The following is a 13,614-nucleotide window of genomic DNA, read 5'->3' as shown; positions in this document are numbered from 1 at the left end:
GGTACCCCATGTCCAAGGTCGGTGACGTGGCCTCCGCCCACGCGTTTCATCCGCTCGACATCTCTGCTCCGTCATTCTGGGAGAGAGACTTTCGTCGCCGCGACGAGACGTTTGCCCACCTCCGCGCCGCGGACGGGTTGACCTGGCACCGGCCTTCCGAGGCGATGTTCCCGCATGATGAGACCGGCTACTGGGCGGTGACCCGACACGAGGACATCCGCCACGTCAGCCAGCACCCGGAGATCTTCTGTTCGAGCAACGGGATCAGCATGGACCCGATGCCGGCCGAGATCCAGCGCAGCATGACCTTCTTCCTGACGATGGATCCGCCTGAGCACACCCGTTATCGGCGGCTCATCTCGATGGCGTTCACCCCCAAGCAGGTGCGCCGCATCGAGGCGCAGATCGCGGCGAACGCCACACGGATCGTCGACGGCTTGCTCGCGGAGCTCGAAGCGGGTGCGCCGGTCGATTTCACCGACGTCGTGTCGAAGAAGCTGCCCATGCTGACGATCTCCGAGATGATCGGATTGCCACCGGACGAGCACGAAGCGGTGGCGTTCGCGGCGGAAAGCGTGTTCAGCGCCAGTGACGACGACTACGGGGGCGCGCTGGAGGAACAGGCGGTCTTCTTGATGACCCAGCTCGGGGTCTTGACCGGGGCGGGTGTGGAACTGGCCAGGAAACGTCGGGTCGAAGCGCACGACGATCTGATGACCAACATCGTCAATGCCGAGGTCGACGGTCATCGCCTCACCGATGAGGAAATCGGCGCGTTCATGGTGTTGCTCGCATCGGCGGGCAACGACACCACCAAACAGACGACGTCGCATGCATTCAAGGCGTTGATGGACAATCCGGATCAAACCGAGTGGCTGCTCGAGGATCTCGAGTCGCGGATGTCCGGGGCGATCGACGAGTTCATCCGGTGGTCGACACCGGTGATCAGCTTCGCGCGACACGCGGTGGTCGACACCGAGGTGGCCGGCACGCCGATCGCAGCGGGGGAGAAGCTGGTCCTGTTCTACAGCTCAGGCAATTTCGATGGTCAGGTCTTCGACGACCCCCATCGATTCGACCTCGGGCGTTATCCTAATCCGCACGTCGGGTTCGGCGGCGGCGGACCGCACTTCTGCCTGGGCAAGCAATTGGCGACGATGGAACTCAGGCATCTCTTCTCCGAACTGCTGACTCGCCTGCCCGCGGTGCAGCTCGGCGACCCGGAATACGTGCGCAGCGACTTCGTGCACGGCATCAAGAAGATGTCCATACAGCGACGGTGAGCGGAGCCGACGCGTCGTCGCGATGAGGGCGGACCGTCAGCGGAGCGTGTCGATCTCCGGTCGGCGATCATCGGCCGGAACCGGCACGCGGTGTGCGTCTGCGCGCGCCACCATCCCGATCACCATGCCGATCCCGATCGTCGAGAACGTGAGAACGGCCAGTAGGGTCAAAGCCAGGGTCATATCCAAGGTATCCATGTCATCCCATTGTGCGATCACGAATCCGCGCTGTCACATGCAGAACCGCAAAGGTACTGAGTCTCACATCGGTCTCGTCGGTGTGATCGGCCGCTATTCTGAGCGCACCGAGATACCGTGAGCACGCCGGTTCGTGACGACCTCGAGCTTCATCGGGTCGGTGCGATCGCGCTCGACCAGGAGGCCTGACGTGACCGACGCCACCCCCGACGATGTCCGTCCGCTCGACGCTGAGGAACGCGCAGAGCTCGAGAGGCTACGGGCGATGGTCGCCGTGCAGCCGAAGAAGTCGCGCGACCGCAGGCTGGGTCGCCGCATCGGGGCAGGCGTGCTCGTGTTCCTGTGCGCGTTGCTCGCACTGTTGTCGGTCACCACGCGCTTCGTGCGGAGCGAGCTCCTGGACACCGACCATTACGTCTCGACCGTGGCACCCCTCGCCTCCGATCCGGCAGTCCAGAATCAGGTGGTCGACACGGTCACCGCACAGATCAACTCCCGGGTCGACATCGAGGGCATGACCCGCGAGGCGCTGCAACAGCTCGTCGATCTCACCCCTGCCCAGCGCCCCCGCCTCGACAACGCGGTGGTCGGATTGGCGCCGGTCATCGCCGGTCAGGCGAAGTCGTTCATCCAGCAGACGGTGACGGAATTCGTGCAGTCCGCCGCCTTCCGCGATCTGTGGGTGACCGCCAACCGCGCGGCGCACAACGGTGTCGTCGCCGCAGTGACCGGCGATACGCAACACGGTGCGGTCGAGATCGATCAGACCGGAACCATCAGCATCGACCTGAAGCCGATCATCGCCCAGGTCAAGACACGCCTCGTCGCGCGCGGGTTGAACTTCGCCGGCAACATCCCGGCGGTCGACAAGAAGTTCGTCGTGTTCCAGTCGCCCGAACTGGCCAAGGCGCAGCGGTGGGTGAATGCCCTGGACAAGATCGCCACCGCCCTGCCGTGGCTGGCCTTGGCGGCTGCGGTCGGTGCCATCGCGCTCGTCGGCGGTGGTCGTCGTCTGCGTATGACCGCGACGGTGGCCATCGCCATCGTGCTGAGCATGCTGTTGCTGGCGTTGGCCCTCTTGATCGGACGGGCGATCTACCTGAATCAGGTCCCGCCCGACGTCCTCGCACCGGACGCGGCCCGCGCCATCTTCGACACCGTCGTCGAACCACTCCGTCTCGCGTTGCGAGCGGTCGCGATCCTGGCGTTGGTGGTGGCGATCGTCGCGTTCTTTGCGGGCGGGTCGCGCTCGGCGACCGCGGTGCGTCGCGGATTCACCCGCGGTGTCGGCGCCCTGGACGCGCGCCGGGCCCAACGCGCGCCCAACACTTTCGAGCGCATCCTGTGGCAGGCGCGTATCCCGGTGCGCATCGCGGTGGTCGCGATCGCTGCCCTGATCCTGATGTTCTGGTCCTACCCGACGGGCATGGTGGTCATCTGGACCGTGCTGATCGCCTGCCTGGTGCTGGTCGTCCTCGAGGTGGCCATGCGGCCCGGCAAGCGGGAGGTCGACGGGAGCGAGAAGGTCGCCGCGGACCCGGAACTGACCGGCGAGGCCGGTCCGGACGTCGACGAGACCGACACCGAGCCGTTGCCCGACGCGCCGTCATCGGCCGGCGAGGCGAGGTCTGACACATAGGAATGGGCCGGGACCCACAGCGAGGATCGCCCGCTGGAAATGGGTCCCGGCCCATGCCTGGACACGACGGCCCGGGGTCACCGGGGTCATCGTGGGTCTGTCGCGTGGCCCGCGGCCACGCTGGATCAGGTCGGCGCCGAACGGATCCGGCACGCGATGGAGGTGACTCCTACGGAGCCCAGGTGCGCGGTGCGGTCCCGGCGTCCTCGGAGTCGGTCGGTGGTGCGGCGACGCGGTATGCGCGGTTGACCGCGGAAACCACAGCCCGCAGGCTCGCCGTGGTGATGGACGACGCGACGCCGACACCCCACACGGTCTCGCCGTTCACCTCGGTTTCGACGTAGGCCGCCGCGCTGGCGTCTCCGCCGGAGGTGAGCGCGTGCTCGCTGTAGTCGAGCACGCGGACGTCGAATCCGACGGTGGACAGGGCGTCGACGAACGCGGCGAGAGGCCCGTTGCCGGCGCCCGAGATCTCGCGCTCGACACCGTCGACCTTCACGACCGCGGTGATGTTGTCCTCGCCTCCGTCGACCTCGGCGGCATCCACCTTCTGGCGCATGCGTTCCAGCGGCCGGATCGGGTTGAGATACTCGTCGGCGAAGACGTCCCACATCTCCTTCGGGTTGACCTCGCCGCCCTCGCCGTCGGTGATCTTCTGGATCTCCCGGCTGAACTCGATCTGCAGACGCCGCGGCAGGTTCATGCCGTGGTCGGCCTTCATGATGTAGGCGACACCGCCCTTGCCGGACTGGCTGTTCACGCGGATGACCGCTTCGTAGTTGCGGCCCACGTCCTTCGGATCGATGGGCAGATACGGCACCTGCCAGAGGATGTCGTCCATGTCCTGATCGGCGTCGTCGGCATCGACCTTCATCTGGTCGAGGCCCTTGTTGATGGCGTCCTGGTGACTGCCGGAGAACGCGGTGTAGACCAGATCGCCGCCGTAGGGGTGGCGCTCGGGGACGTTGAGCTGGTTGCAGTATTCGACGGTGCGACGGATCTCGTCGATGTCGGAGAAGCTGATCTGCGGGTCGACGCCCCGGCTGAACAGGTTCATGCCGAGGGTGACCAGACAGACGTTGCCGGTACGTTCACCGTTGCCGAACAGACATCCCTCGATGCGGTCCGCACCGGCCTGATAGCCGAGTTCGGCTGCGGCGACGGCGGTCCCGCGGTCGTTGTGCGGGTGCAGGCTCAGGATGATGGACTCGCGACGCGCCAGGTTGCGGTGCATCCACTCGATCGAGTCGGCATAGACGTTGGGGGTGGCCATCTCGACGGTGGCCGGCAGGTTGATGATCATCGGACTCTCCGGTGTGGGAGCGATGATCTCGGTGACCGCGTCGCAGACGTCCTTGGCGTAGCTGAGCTCGGTGCCGGTGTAGGACTCCGGCGAGTACTCGTAGCGCCATTGGGTGTCCGGGTACTTCTGCTGTTCCTGGAGGACCTTGTGTGCGGCATCGGTCGCGATCTTGGTGATCGCCGCCTTGTCGGCACGGAACACGACGCGGCGCTGCAGGACCGACGTCGAGTTGTAGAAGTGGACGATCACCTTGTTGGCGCCGCGGCAGGCGTCGAAGGTGCGCTCGATCAGTTCCTCGCGGCATTGCGTGAGGACCTGGATGGTGACGTCGTCGGGAATCGCGCCGTCCTCGATGATCTCTCGGACGAAGTCGTAGTCGGTCTGGCTGGCGGACGGGAAGCCGACCTCGATCTCCTTGTAGCCCATCCGGACAAGGAGTTCGAACATCCGTCGCTTGCGCGCCGGGCTCATCGGATCGATCAGTGCCTGGTTGCCGTCACGCAGGTCGACCGCGCACCACTGCGGTGCGGTGGTGATGGTCTGGTCCGGCCAGGTGCGGTCGGGTACCGATACCCGCTCGACCTCGTCGGCGAACTGCCGGTAGCGGTGTACCGGCATCGCGGAGCCGCGCTGGGTGTTCCAGACCGGTTGATCGGTGGGAATGGGTCCGGCCGGCTCGACGATCCGGCTGGTACCCGAGGTGAATGAATCTGCTGCTGCCATTTGTGGTCAATCTCCGTGAATCGAAGGGAAGATGACCGGCGCGTGAAGAAGCCCCGCGACGGAGGGCCGGTCGAATCAGACCCCGCCGCGGCAACCGAGAAGGAGCGCGCGCTGCATGGCATGGACTGTACTCCCCAGCGCTGGCGAGGATCAAATGTCGGTGTTAGCCGTCGCCGGGGACAGCCGGAGCCGGTGGTCCAGCGGGTGGGGCCCGACGGCTGCAGACATCGGGGACAATCCCGGCAAAACGGCGCTGAACTGGGGAAACACGGTGCCCTTTGCCCAGCGAACTCTCAGCCGCAGCACATCTGGCGTCGATAGTTTCACCGATGCCCGGCGGCGCCTGGCCACCGGACGGTCAGAAAGGAATCATTCCAATGGACCACTCCAGTCGTCTCAGACGCATCGTCGTCACCAGCGTCGCCGGTGCCGGAATGGCGTCGGCCATCGCCGTCGGTGGCGTCGCCACCGCAGCCCCGGCAGCGCCCATGCATCCGGCGCCGCATTCATCGTTCGTACCGGGTACGAAATGCTCCGTCGCACAGGTGGAGCGAGCCCTGGCGAAGGAGGACCCGGCCCTCTGGAAGCGCATCGACACCCATCCGAGGGTGAAGAAGCATTTCGAGTCGATGATCATGATGACCCCTCAGCAGCGGCACGCGAAGCGCGCCGAATGGAAGAAGTCGCATCCGACCGAGTCGGCGATGATGCGTTTCCTGCGGGACCACGGGGTCACACCACGCGAGATGAAGAAGGACCACAAGGCGCTGCGCACCGCCATGAAGACGTGCGAGAAGTATTGATCCATCGGGGAATTCGACTCGGGGCAGCATCTGGATGACGGGTGCTGCCCCGAGTCGGCACTAGCGTTCCGGATGGTCGGCGAACGGGTGTCCCCACGTTTCGCTGAATGCGACCTCGTCGAGGGGTAGCCGGGTGCGTGGGCGCTCATCTCGTTCGCGGATCTCGGCGGGCACCGTCTCGGGGTCGGCGAGCTTGCCGACCCCGAGCAGCACCAACGGTCGCCGGTCGCCGGGGATGTCGAACTCCGCTCGGGCCTTGTCGGGGTCGAAGCCGGCCATCGGATGCCCGTTGAACCCGAGCGCCGCCGCCTGCAGGATCATCTGCGACACGGCGAGCCCCGTGTCGACCGCGGCATAGGTGCGGGCCTTCTCATCGTCGGGTTCGGACGTCGTGCACACCAGCACGAGGGCGGCTGCCGCCGGTGCCCACCCGGCGTTGCCGCGGGTGAGGATGTGGGTGAGCGAGGTGAACGTCGTGTCGCCCCGCCGCCCGACGATGAACCGCACCGGCTGCATCCGTCCCCACGTCGGCGCCCAGCGTCCGGCCTCGAGGATCGAGGTGAGCTCCGCGACGGAGATGGTCGCGTCGGGGTCGTAGCCCCGTGCGCTCCAGCGTCCTTCGATCAGTTCATGCACCAGACCGACCCTAGCTTCACTGGTGCGGGGTCGCCTCCAGGTCCTGCACGGCCGCGTCGCTCATCGATTCCGACCGACTCATCGATGCTGACGTAGGCCGTGTGCGCATGACCACGGTCAACACGACGGCGAGTACCCCGAGGGTGATGACGCTCGCCAACGACGCGGCATGCATGCCGTCGACGAAGGCGACTCGGGCGGCGTCGGCCAGTTCGGTTCCACCGTTGCCCATGTCGAGTGCGCGATGCAGCGTCTCACCGAGCGTGTCGCCGAAGCTCCAGCCGTCGGAGTTCTCCCGGAACACCAGCGTGGCCAGCGATCCCAGCAGGGCGAGGCCCAAGGCGGTACCGAGTTCGAAACTCGTCTCCGAGATCCCCGATGCGGCGCCCGACCTCTCGACGGGCACCGACCCGACGACGACGTCGGAGACCAGGCTGAACTGGACGCCATAACCGATGCCGGCGATCGCGGTGCACACGAGGTAGATCCACAGCGGACTCGACATGGTGAGCCAGAACAGACCGAGGTTGCCAACCGCGGCGAGCAGCACCGACCCCACGAACGCGGCGCGCAGACCGACGGCGGCGACCACCCGCGACGCCCCGACGGAGAAGGCCGCCACCGCGACCGCCATCGGCAGCCCCGCGAGCGCAGCCGTCAGGACGTCGAACCCGCGAACCGACTGCAGGTAGACGCCGGTCAGGTACGACATACCGCCGAGTGCCATCATGCCGACGAGGGCCACGGCGACGGCAGCACTGAACTGCGGGTTGCGGAACAGGGCGAGGTCGAGCAGCGGAGCCGCGGCGCGCCGCTGGTGAGCGAGGAACGCGGCAAGCATGGCCACGCCGAACAGGCCGATCAGCGCCACCGATCCGGTCACGCCGTCGGCGGCCATCGTCTTGATCGCGTACACGACCGGCAGGATGCCCAGCAACGACAACGCGACACCGACGAAGTCGAACCGCGCGGCGCTCGGCGCCCGGTATTCCGGAACGAGTCGGGGCGCGGCGACGAACAGCACGGCCAGCACCGGCACGTTGATCAGGAACACCACACCCCACCAGAAGTGGTGCAGCAGGATGCCGCCGACCACCGGCCCGATCGCGCTGCCGCCGGCGAACGCGGCCGTCCAGACCCCGATCGCCTTCGCGCGGTCGCGGGCGTCGGGGAACATGTTGGCGATCAGCGAGAGGCTCGACGGCATCAGGGTGGCACCGCCGACACCCATCAGTGCACGGGCGGCGATGAGGATCGCGGCAGTGGGCGCGAAGGCCGCGATCACCGAGGCGGCGCCGAACAAACCGGCGCCGGCGAGCAGGATGCGTCGACGTCCGACGCGGTCGCCGACGTTGCCCATCGTGATGAGCAGGCCCGCGATCAGAAAGCCGTAGATGTCGAGGATCCACAGCTGCTGTGCGGCGCTGGGATCGAGGGCGTCGGTGATGGCCGGGGTGGCCAGGTAGAGGACCGAGAAGTCCATCGACACCAGGAGGACGGGGAGGGTCAGCACGGCCAGTCCCCACCACATGCGTCGGTCGGCGCCGGGGGAATGCCGGTGCCGATCGGACGACGGGATGACGACGGACATGACGAACTCCTTGCTCTCACGACGCCACGAGGCCTTCCCTCGCGTACGCCGTACGCATTGACGGTACGAGAATGGGTACGCTGTACGCAACAGAATTATTCCCGCAGGTCAGATGTCACGGGTGGCGTCGTCTGGTTTCGAGAGAGGGGGCGGGGTGGCGCCTGCCGACAGGGGCACTGCCGAGAAGGGCACTGCCGGCGCGAAGCTGACCATCGAGGCCATCGTCGATGCCGCCATCGACGTCGCCGACAAGGACGGCATCGGTGCATTGTCGATGCGGCGCATCGCCGACGAACTGGGCGTCGGAGCCATGTCGCTGTACCGGCACGTCGACGACAAGGATGCGCTGCTGCAGGAGATGTCGGAGGAGATCGGCCGCCGCTTCCCCTACCCGGTCGACGAGCCCGGGCCATGGACCTGGCGTGAGAGGGTGCGCGTCGTCGTCGACATCGACTGGGAGCTCTACCGTCGCCATCCCTGGGTGGTGCTCGCCTACTCGTCGCCTCGGCACAGCTTCGGTGACGAGTCCCTGCGCTGCCTGGACTGGTTCGCGGCCGGATTCCTCGATCTGGGTGTCGACCTGGTGGAAGCGACCGGGATGGCGCTGACCGTGTGGAGCTACGTGCACGGGGTCGCCCTCGTCGCCGTCAGCGACGACCTCCTGCGCGCGGAGAAGCCCTCGGAGGGGCCCGACGGTCTCGCCGAACTGATCGCGGGACGGAGCAAGGAGCTGGCACCGCACCTGTCCGGCCTGGCCGGGCAGTCGGCGGCCCGTCGACTGCTCGATCCACGCGCCCGGCTCGACGACGGCATCGCGTCGCTGTGTGCGGGGTTTGCCGCCGCCCAGCTCCGCTGATCGGGTCGGGCACCTACCCTCGGCTGGTCGGGTCGGGCAGCCATCCTGCGCTGGCCGGGTCGGGCGCCTGCCCTCCGCTGGTCGGGTCGGGCATCCACTCTTCGCTGATTGAGTGGGGCGCCTGCCCTCCGCTGGTCGGGTCGGGCATCCACCCGTCGCTGATCGAGTAGGGCGAGGCGCTAGCCGAGGCCGTATCGAGATCACTGTGCGGGTCGCCGGGGTCTCGATACGGCTCCTCGCTGCCGCTCGTCGCCTACTCGACCAGCGGAGGGGGTGGGCCGCCTGCTCGACCGGCGTGGGGTGTCGCCTACTCGACCAGCGGAGGGGGTGGGCCGCCTGCTCGACCGGCGTGGGGTGTCGCCTACTCGACCAGCGGAGGGGGCTGCTACTCGACCAGCGGAGGGGGCTGCTACTCGACCAGCGGCGGGAGTGGGGCGCCTGCTCGACCAGCCTGATCACATCGCGTGCGGATACACCGTGAGCATGTGCGCGCCGAACCAGGCGCTGCCCACGACGACCGGCACCATCGCGGCGATCGCCGCCGACAACCGCCATCGGGCCAGCACCACCGCGACCGGGATGAGTAGGACGAAGGCGGGCAGCAGCAGCCGTGCGCGACTCATCATCAGTCCGCTGGACAACACGATCTGGGCGACGACGAGCACCCCGTAGAGCAGCACCGGCCACGGCATCCGGGACCACACCGCCAGGGCCAGCATGGCGAGGGTGGACAGGACGATCCATGCGGTCACGACGGGGGCCACCTCACCCGAATGTACGAGCGTGTCGTTGACGAAGGTGAACGTGGCCCGGCCCCAGTCGAACTCCGTGCCCCACCCTTCCGTCTGTATCCGGAACCATCCGGTGGGTGAGCCGGTGTGGGCCCACACCACCGCCAGATAACCCAGGTAGCCGAGCGGGCTGATCGCCACCGCCGTCCACGCCCGCCACCCGTCGCGCCGGGCGATCAGCGCCGCCAGCATGACGACGGCGATCAATACCACCGCCGTCGGTCGGCTCGCCCCGGCGAGCAGCGCGCACATGCCGGCCAGGAGCCACCGCCGTTCGAGGATGCCGATCAGCGCCCACACGGCCAGGGCGCAGAACAACGCCTCGGTGTAGGCCATGTTGAGCACGATCGACATCGGGGTCGCGGCGAACAGGGCGACCAGGAACAGGCCGGTCCGGCGCGGATCGGCGGGACCGATGGGGGAGCGCTCGGCCATCACGCGGGCACACAGGCCGCCGAGTCGCGCCGCCCCGGCCGCTGCCACACACCCGAGGACGACGTTGACCGTGATCGCCGCGCCGTACGGGGTGATCAGCGGAAGCTTGGCGACCGCGCCGACGAGCAGCGGATAGCCGGGAAAGAAGGCGTATGCCGTGTCCGGGGTGTGCAGGCCCCGGGCGTCGGTCTGCGTGAACGGGACGTCGGCGTACCCGTACTCGGCGATCGCGACCATCCACTTGCCGTCCCAGAGCCACAGGGCATCGCCGAGCGTGGTGTCGCGCAGCTGGGCGAACCGCGCGAGCACCAGGATGCCGATGCCGCGGAGAGCGAGGAAGAGGAGGACGGGCTCGAGCCAGGCGCGCACCTGCGGGCGGGCCATCAGGCCGGACAGGGACGTGGTGCCCGCCGAAGCCTTCGGCGCCGGTGCTGTGGCACCGCGTCGCGGCACGCGGCCATCGCGTGCGGACGCGCCGACATCGGTTCCGGTGGCCACCTGAGCGATGGTAGGACGCGCCGGGGCGTTGCCACCACCACACCCGCCGACAGGTCGGTCGTCGATCACGATCTGGCGAGGCGTTCGTGTCGGCGACCCCTTGCCACCCCGGCCCGAAAAGTGGCCGACATCACGACGGCGCCTCCCGCGAATTCGGGCATGCACGTCGTCGCCGGTAAGGTAATGGCCGCTGAGGTCGCCCCCGACGCTCAGCGTCGAGCGTGTGAACTGGGGCGATGCACACCAATCAACCCCGAAAGGTGGTCGACGTGGCACTCGTTGTGCAGAAGTACGGCGGCTCCTCGGTCGCAACGGCCGAACGGATTCGCCGAGTTGCCGAGCGCATCGTCGAGACCAAGAAGCAGGGCAATGACGTCGTCGTGGTCGTCTCCGCAATGGGCGACACCACCGACGAACTTCTCGATCTGGCCCAACAGGTCAACCCGACCCCGCCGCCCCGCGAGATGGACATGCTGCTCACCTCGGGTGAGCGCATCTCCAACGCCCTCGTGGCGATGGCGATCAGTTCGCTCGGTGCCCAGGCACAGTCGTTCACCGGCTCGCAGGCCGGTGTGATCACGACGAGCAGCCATGGCAAGGCCAAGATCATCGACGTCACGCCCGGACGAGTTCGCAGTGCCCTTGACGAGGGCAAAATCGTGCTCGTCGCCGGCTTCCAAGGCGTCTCGCAGGATACGAAAGACATCACGACGCTCGGTCGCGGCGGATCGGATACGACGGCGGTCGCTCTCGCAGCGGCGCTGAAGGCCGACGTCTGCGAGATCTACACCGATGTCGACGGCGTCTACTCCGCCGACCCGCGCATCGTCCCCGACGCCAAGCGTCTGCAAACCGTCTCCTTCGAGGAGATGCTCGAACTGGCCGCGTGCGGAGCGAAGGTACTGATGCTGCGCTGTGTGGAATATGCGCGCCGCTACAACGTCCCTGTTCATGTGCGCTCGTCGTACTCGACCAAACCCGGCACACTGGTGGCCGGCTCGATGGAGGACATTCCCGTGGAAGAAGCAATTCTCACCGGCGTTGCGCATGACCGCAGCGAAGCCAAGATCACCGTGGTCGGGCTCGAGGACAAGCCCGGTTACGCGGCCAAGGTCTTCCGCGCGGTGGCTGACGCCGAGATCAACATCGACATGGTCCTGCAGAACATCTCCAAGGTGGAGACCGGCAAGACCGACATCACCTTCACCCTGCCGCGCGAGGTCGGCCCGATCGGCATGGAGAAGCTGAAGAAGCTCCAGGAGGAGATCGGCTTCACCGATCTGCTCTATGACGATCACATCGGCAAGGTGTCGCTGGTGGGCGCCGGCATGAAAAGCCATCCGGGCGTCACCGCCACCTTCTGTGAGGCGCTGAGCAACGCCGGCATCAACATCGAGTTGATCTCCACCTCGGAGATCCGGATCTCGGTGCTGTGCCGCGACACCGAACTCGACGACGCGGTTCGCGCGCTGCACCAGGCTTTCGACCTGGGCGGCGACGAGGAAGCCGTCGTCTACGCCGGAACGGGGCGATAGACATGGTGAGTATCGGAGTGGTCGGCGCGACCGGTCAGGTCGGTGGCGTCATGCGCACGCTGTTGGCCGAACGTAAATTCCCGGCGGACGAGGTGCGGTTCTTCGCATCCTCGCGGTCGGCGGGCAAGAAGCTGCCGTGGGGCGACGGCGAGATCGTTGTCGAGGACGCCGCGACGGCGGACCCCTCGGGTCTGGACATCGCCCTGTTCTCGGCGGGCGGCACGATGTCCAAGGAGCAGGCGCCGCGGTTCGCCGCCGCCGGCGTGACCGTCATCGACAACTCGTCGGCGTGGCGCAAGGACCCCGACGTCCCGCTGGTGGTCTCCGAGGTGAACGGCGAACTCGCCAAGAACCCTCCCAAGGGCATCATCGCCAACCCGAACTGCACCACCATGGCCGCGATGCCGGTGCTCAAGCCGCTGCACGACGCGGCCGGGCTGCAGCGACTGATCGTGTCCAGCTACCAGGCGGTCTCCGGTAGCGGTCTGGCGGGCGTGGAAGAGCTGGCCACCGAGGTGCGTGCCGGGATCGACGACGCCGAGAAGCTCGTCTACGACGGCTCCGCGGTGAACTTCCCGCCCCCGAACAAGTACGTCGCGCCGATCGCGTTCAACGTGTTGCCGATGGCCGGCGCGCTGGTCGATGACGGCTCCGGCGAGACCGACGAGGATCAGAAGCTGCGTAACGAATCCCGCAAGATCCTCGGCCTGCCCGAGCTGCTGGTGAGTGGAACGTGCGTGCGCGTGCCGGTGTTCACCGGACACTCGCTGTCGATCAACGCCGAGTTCGCCAAGCCGCTGTCGGTGCAGCAGGCGCAGGAGATCCTGGCCGGCGCGGCCGGAGTCGAACTCGCCGACGTGCCCACCCCGTTGGCGGCGGCGGGCGGCGACAACTCACTCGTCGGTCGCATCCGCCAGGACCCGGGCGTCCCCGACGGTCGCGGTCTCGCTCTGTTCATCTCGGGTGACAACCTGCGAAAGGGTGCCGCGCTCAACACGATTCAGATTGCCGAGTTGTTGGTCTGATCTTGCGGCTCGGGTGGTGACGCTTTCGAGTGTCACCACCCGGTCACTGACCGAACGGTGCCTCTGGGCCTGCGTCACACCCGGCCCTTCGTGACGGCCCTTCGCTAGCGCTCCGGACCTCCTCAGGGATCGGGATGGTGACGGCCCTTCGCTGGCGCTCCGGACCTCCTCAGCCTGAATCCACCGATCGTGTTTGTGGTGTGGGGTGAGTGGTGTTGTCGCTGTTGGGGTGTGTGGTGGGTGTGCGGGAGTCGCCGATCTCTGAATTCGGCTTGTTTCACTGGTTTTCGTTGGTCGG

General features: G+C 67.2%; 11 protein-coding genes. 6 read left to right on the top strand and 5 right to left on the bottom strand.

Features of this window, described 5'->3' with window-relative positions; translation table 11 throughout:
- Positions 1-8 precede the first annotated feature (8 nt).
- The gene (locus ACVT6V_RS01380; protein WP_489898032.1) at positions 9-1,283 is read left to right on the top strand and encodes a cytochrome P450; all 1,275 of its coding nucleotides are present in this window, start codon (positions 9-11) and stop codon (positions 1,281-1,283) included.
- Positions 1,284-1,319: 36 nt separating this feature from the next.
- On the opposite strand, the gene ACVT6V_RS01375 is transcribed toward ACVT6V_RS01380, so the two are convergent.
- Positions 1,320-1,481, bottom strand: a complete 162-nt coding sequence (locus ACVT6V_RS01375) for a hypothetical protein (protein WP_489898031.1) — start codon at positions 1,479-1,481, stop codon at positions 1,320-1,322.
- Positions 1,482-1,671: 190 nt separating this feature from the next.
- Between ACVT6V_RS01375 and ACVT6V_RS01370 the strand changes: the two genes are divergently transcribed.
- Positions 1,672-3,120, top strand: a complete 1,449-nt coding sequence (locus ACVT6V_RS01370; RefSeq protein WP_489898030.1) for a hypothetical protein — start codon at positions 1,672-1,674, stop codon at positions 3,118-3,120.
- 169 nt (positions 3,121-3,289) lie between these two features.
- Here the strand turns inward: ACVT6V_RS01370 and leuA are convergent, their stop codons facing one another.
- Positions 3,290-5,146: a 2-isopropylmalate synthase gene (gene leuA / locus ACVT6V_RS01365; protein ID WP_489898029.1), complete on the bottom strand. Its 1,857-nt coding sequence runs from the start codon at positions 5,144-5,146 to the stop codon at positions 3,290-3,292.
- A 377-nt stretch (positions 5,147-5,523) separates the two neighbouring features.
- Here leuA and ACVT6V_RS01360 point away from each other — a divergent pair, with 377 nt between their 5' ends.
- The gene (locus ACVT6V_RS01360; protein WP_489898028.1) at positions 5,524-5,949 is read left to right on the top strand and encodes a hemophore-related protein; all 426 of its coding nucleotides are present in this window, start codon (positions 5,524-5,526) and stop codon (positions 5,947-5,949) included.
- Positions 5,950-6,009: 60 nt separating this feature from the next.
- On the opposite strand, the gene ACVT6V_RS01355 is transcribed toward ACVT6V_RS01360, so the two are convergent.
- Both ACVT6V_RS01355 and ACVT6V_RS01350 read right to left on the bottom strand, forming a co-directional pair.
- Positions 6,010-6,585, bottom strand: a complete 576-nt coding sequence (locus ACVT6V_RS01355) for a nitroreductase family protein (RefSeq protein WP_489898027.1) — start codon at positions 6,583-6,585, stop codon at positions 6,010-6,012.
- A 16-nt stretch (positions 6,586-6,601) separates the two neighbouring features.
- Positions 6,602-8,176 (bottom strand): MFS transporter, encoded by a 1,575-nt coding sequence (locus ACVT6V_RS01350; protein ID WP_489898026.1) that lies wholly within the window; start codon positions 8,174-8,176, stop codon positions 6,602-6,604.
- Positions 8,177-8,330: 154 nt separating this feature from the next.
- Between ACVT6V_RS01350 and ACVT6V_RS01345 the strand changes: the two genes are divergently transcribed.
- Complete coding sequence (locus ACVT6V_RS01345) at positions 8,331-9,032, top strand: TetR/AcrR family transcriptional regulator (RefSeq protein WP_489898025.1); 702 nt, start codon at positions 8,331-8,333, stop codon at positions 9,030-9,032.
- 455 nt (positions 9,033-9,487) lie between these two features.
- On the opposite strand, the gene ACVT6V_RS01340 is transcribed toward ACVT6V_RS01345, so the two are convergent.
- Complete coding sequence (locus tag ACVT6V_RS01340; protein WP_489898024.1) at positions 9,488-10,756, bottom strand: hypothetical protein; 1,269 nt, start codon at positions 10,754-10,756, stop codon at positions 9,488-9,490.
- 269 nt (positions 10,757-11,025) lie between these two features.
- Here ACVT6V_RS01340 and ACVT6V_RS01335 point away from each other — a divergent pair, with 269 nt between their 5' ends.
- Together ACVT6V_RS01335 and ACVT6V_RS01330 are read left to right on the top strand one after the other, a co-directional pair.
- Positions 11,026-12,291 carry an aspartate kinase gene (locus ACVT6V_RS01335; RefSeq protein WP_489898023.1) on the top strand — a complete coding sequence of 422 codons (1,266 nt, stop codon included), beginning with the start codon at positions 11,026-11,028 and terminating at the stop codon, positions 12,289-12,291.
- A gap of 2 nt (positions 12,292-12,293) precedes the next feature.
- On the top strand, positions 12,294-13,316 hold the full coding sequence (locus ACVT6V_RS01330) for an aspartate-semialdehyde dehydrogenase (RefSeq protein ID WP_489898022.1): 1,023 nt from the start codon (positions 12,294-12,296) through the stop codon (positions 13,314-13,316).
- The last annotated feature ends 298 nt before the right edge of the window (positions 13,317-13,614 follow it).

The organism is Gordonia sp. LMA167 (assembly GCF_058130025.1).
The sequence above is the reverse complement of the archived record's forward strand: the minus strand, read 5'-3'. Positions and strand labels throughout refer to the sequence as shown.

Coding starts and splice junctions, on each gene's coding strand:
- ACVT6V_RS01380 (WP_489898032.1), top strand. CDS start 9: ATGTCCAAGGTCGGTGACGTGGCCTCCGCCCACGCGTTTCATCCGCTC.
- ACVT6V_RS01375 (WP_489898031.1), bottom strand. CDS start 1,481: ATGGATACCTTGGATATGACCCTGGCTTTGACCCTACTGGCCGTTCTC.
- leuA (WP_489898029.1), bottom strand. CDS start 5,146: ATGGCAGCAGCAGATTCATTCACCTCGGGTACCAGCCGGATCGTCGAG.
- ACVT6V_RS01360 (WP_489898028.1), top strand. CDS start 5,524: ATGGACCACTCCAGTCGTCTCAGACGCATCGTCGTCACCAGCGTCGCC.
- ACVT6V_RS01350 (WP_489898026.1), bottom strand. CDS start 8,176: ATGTCCGTCGTCATCCCGTCGTCCGATCGGCACCGGCATTCCCCCGGC.
- ACVT6V_RS01330 (WP_489898022.1), top strand. CDS start 12,294: ATGGTGAGTATCGGAGTGGTCGGCGCGACCGGTCAGGTCGGTGGCGTC.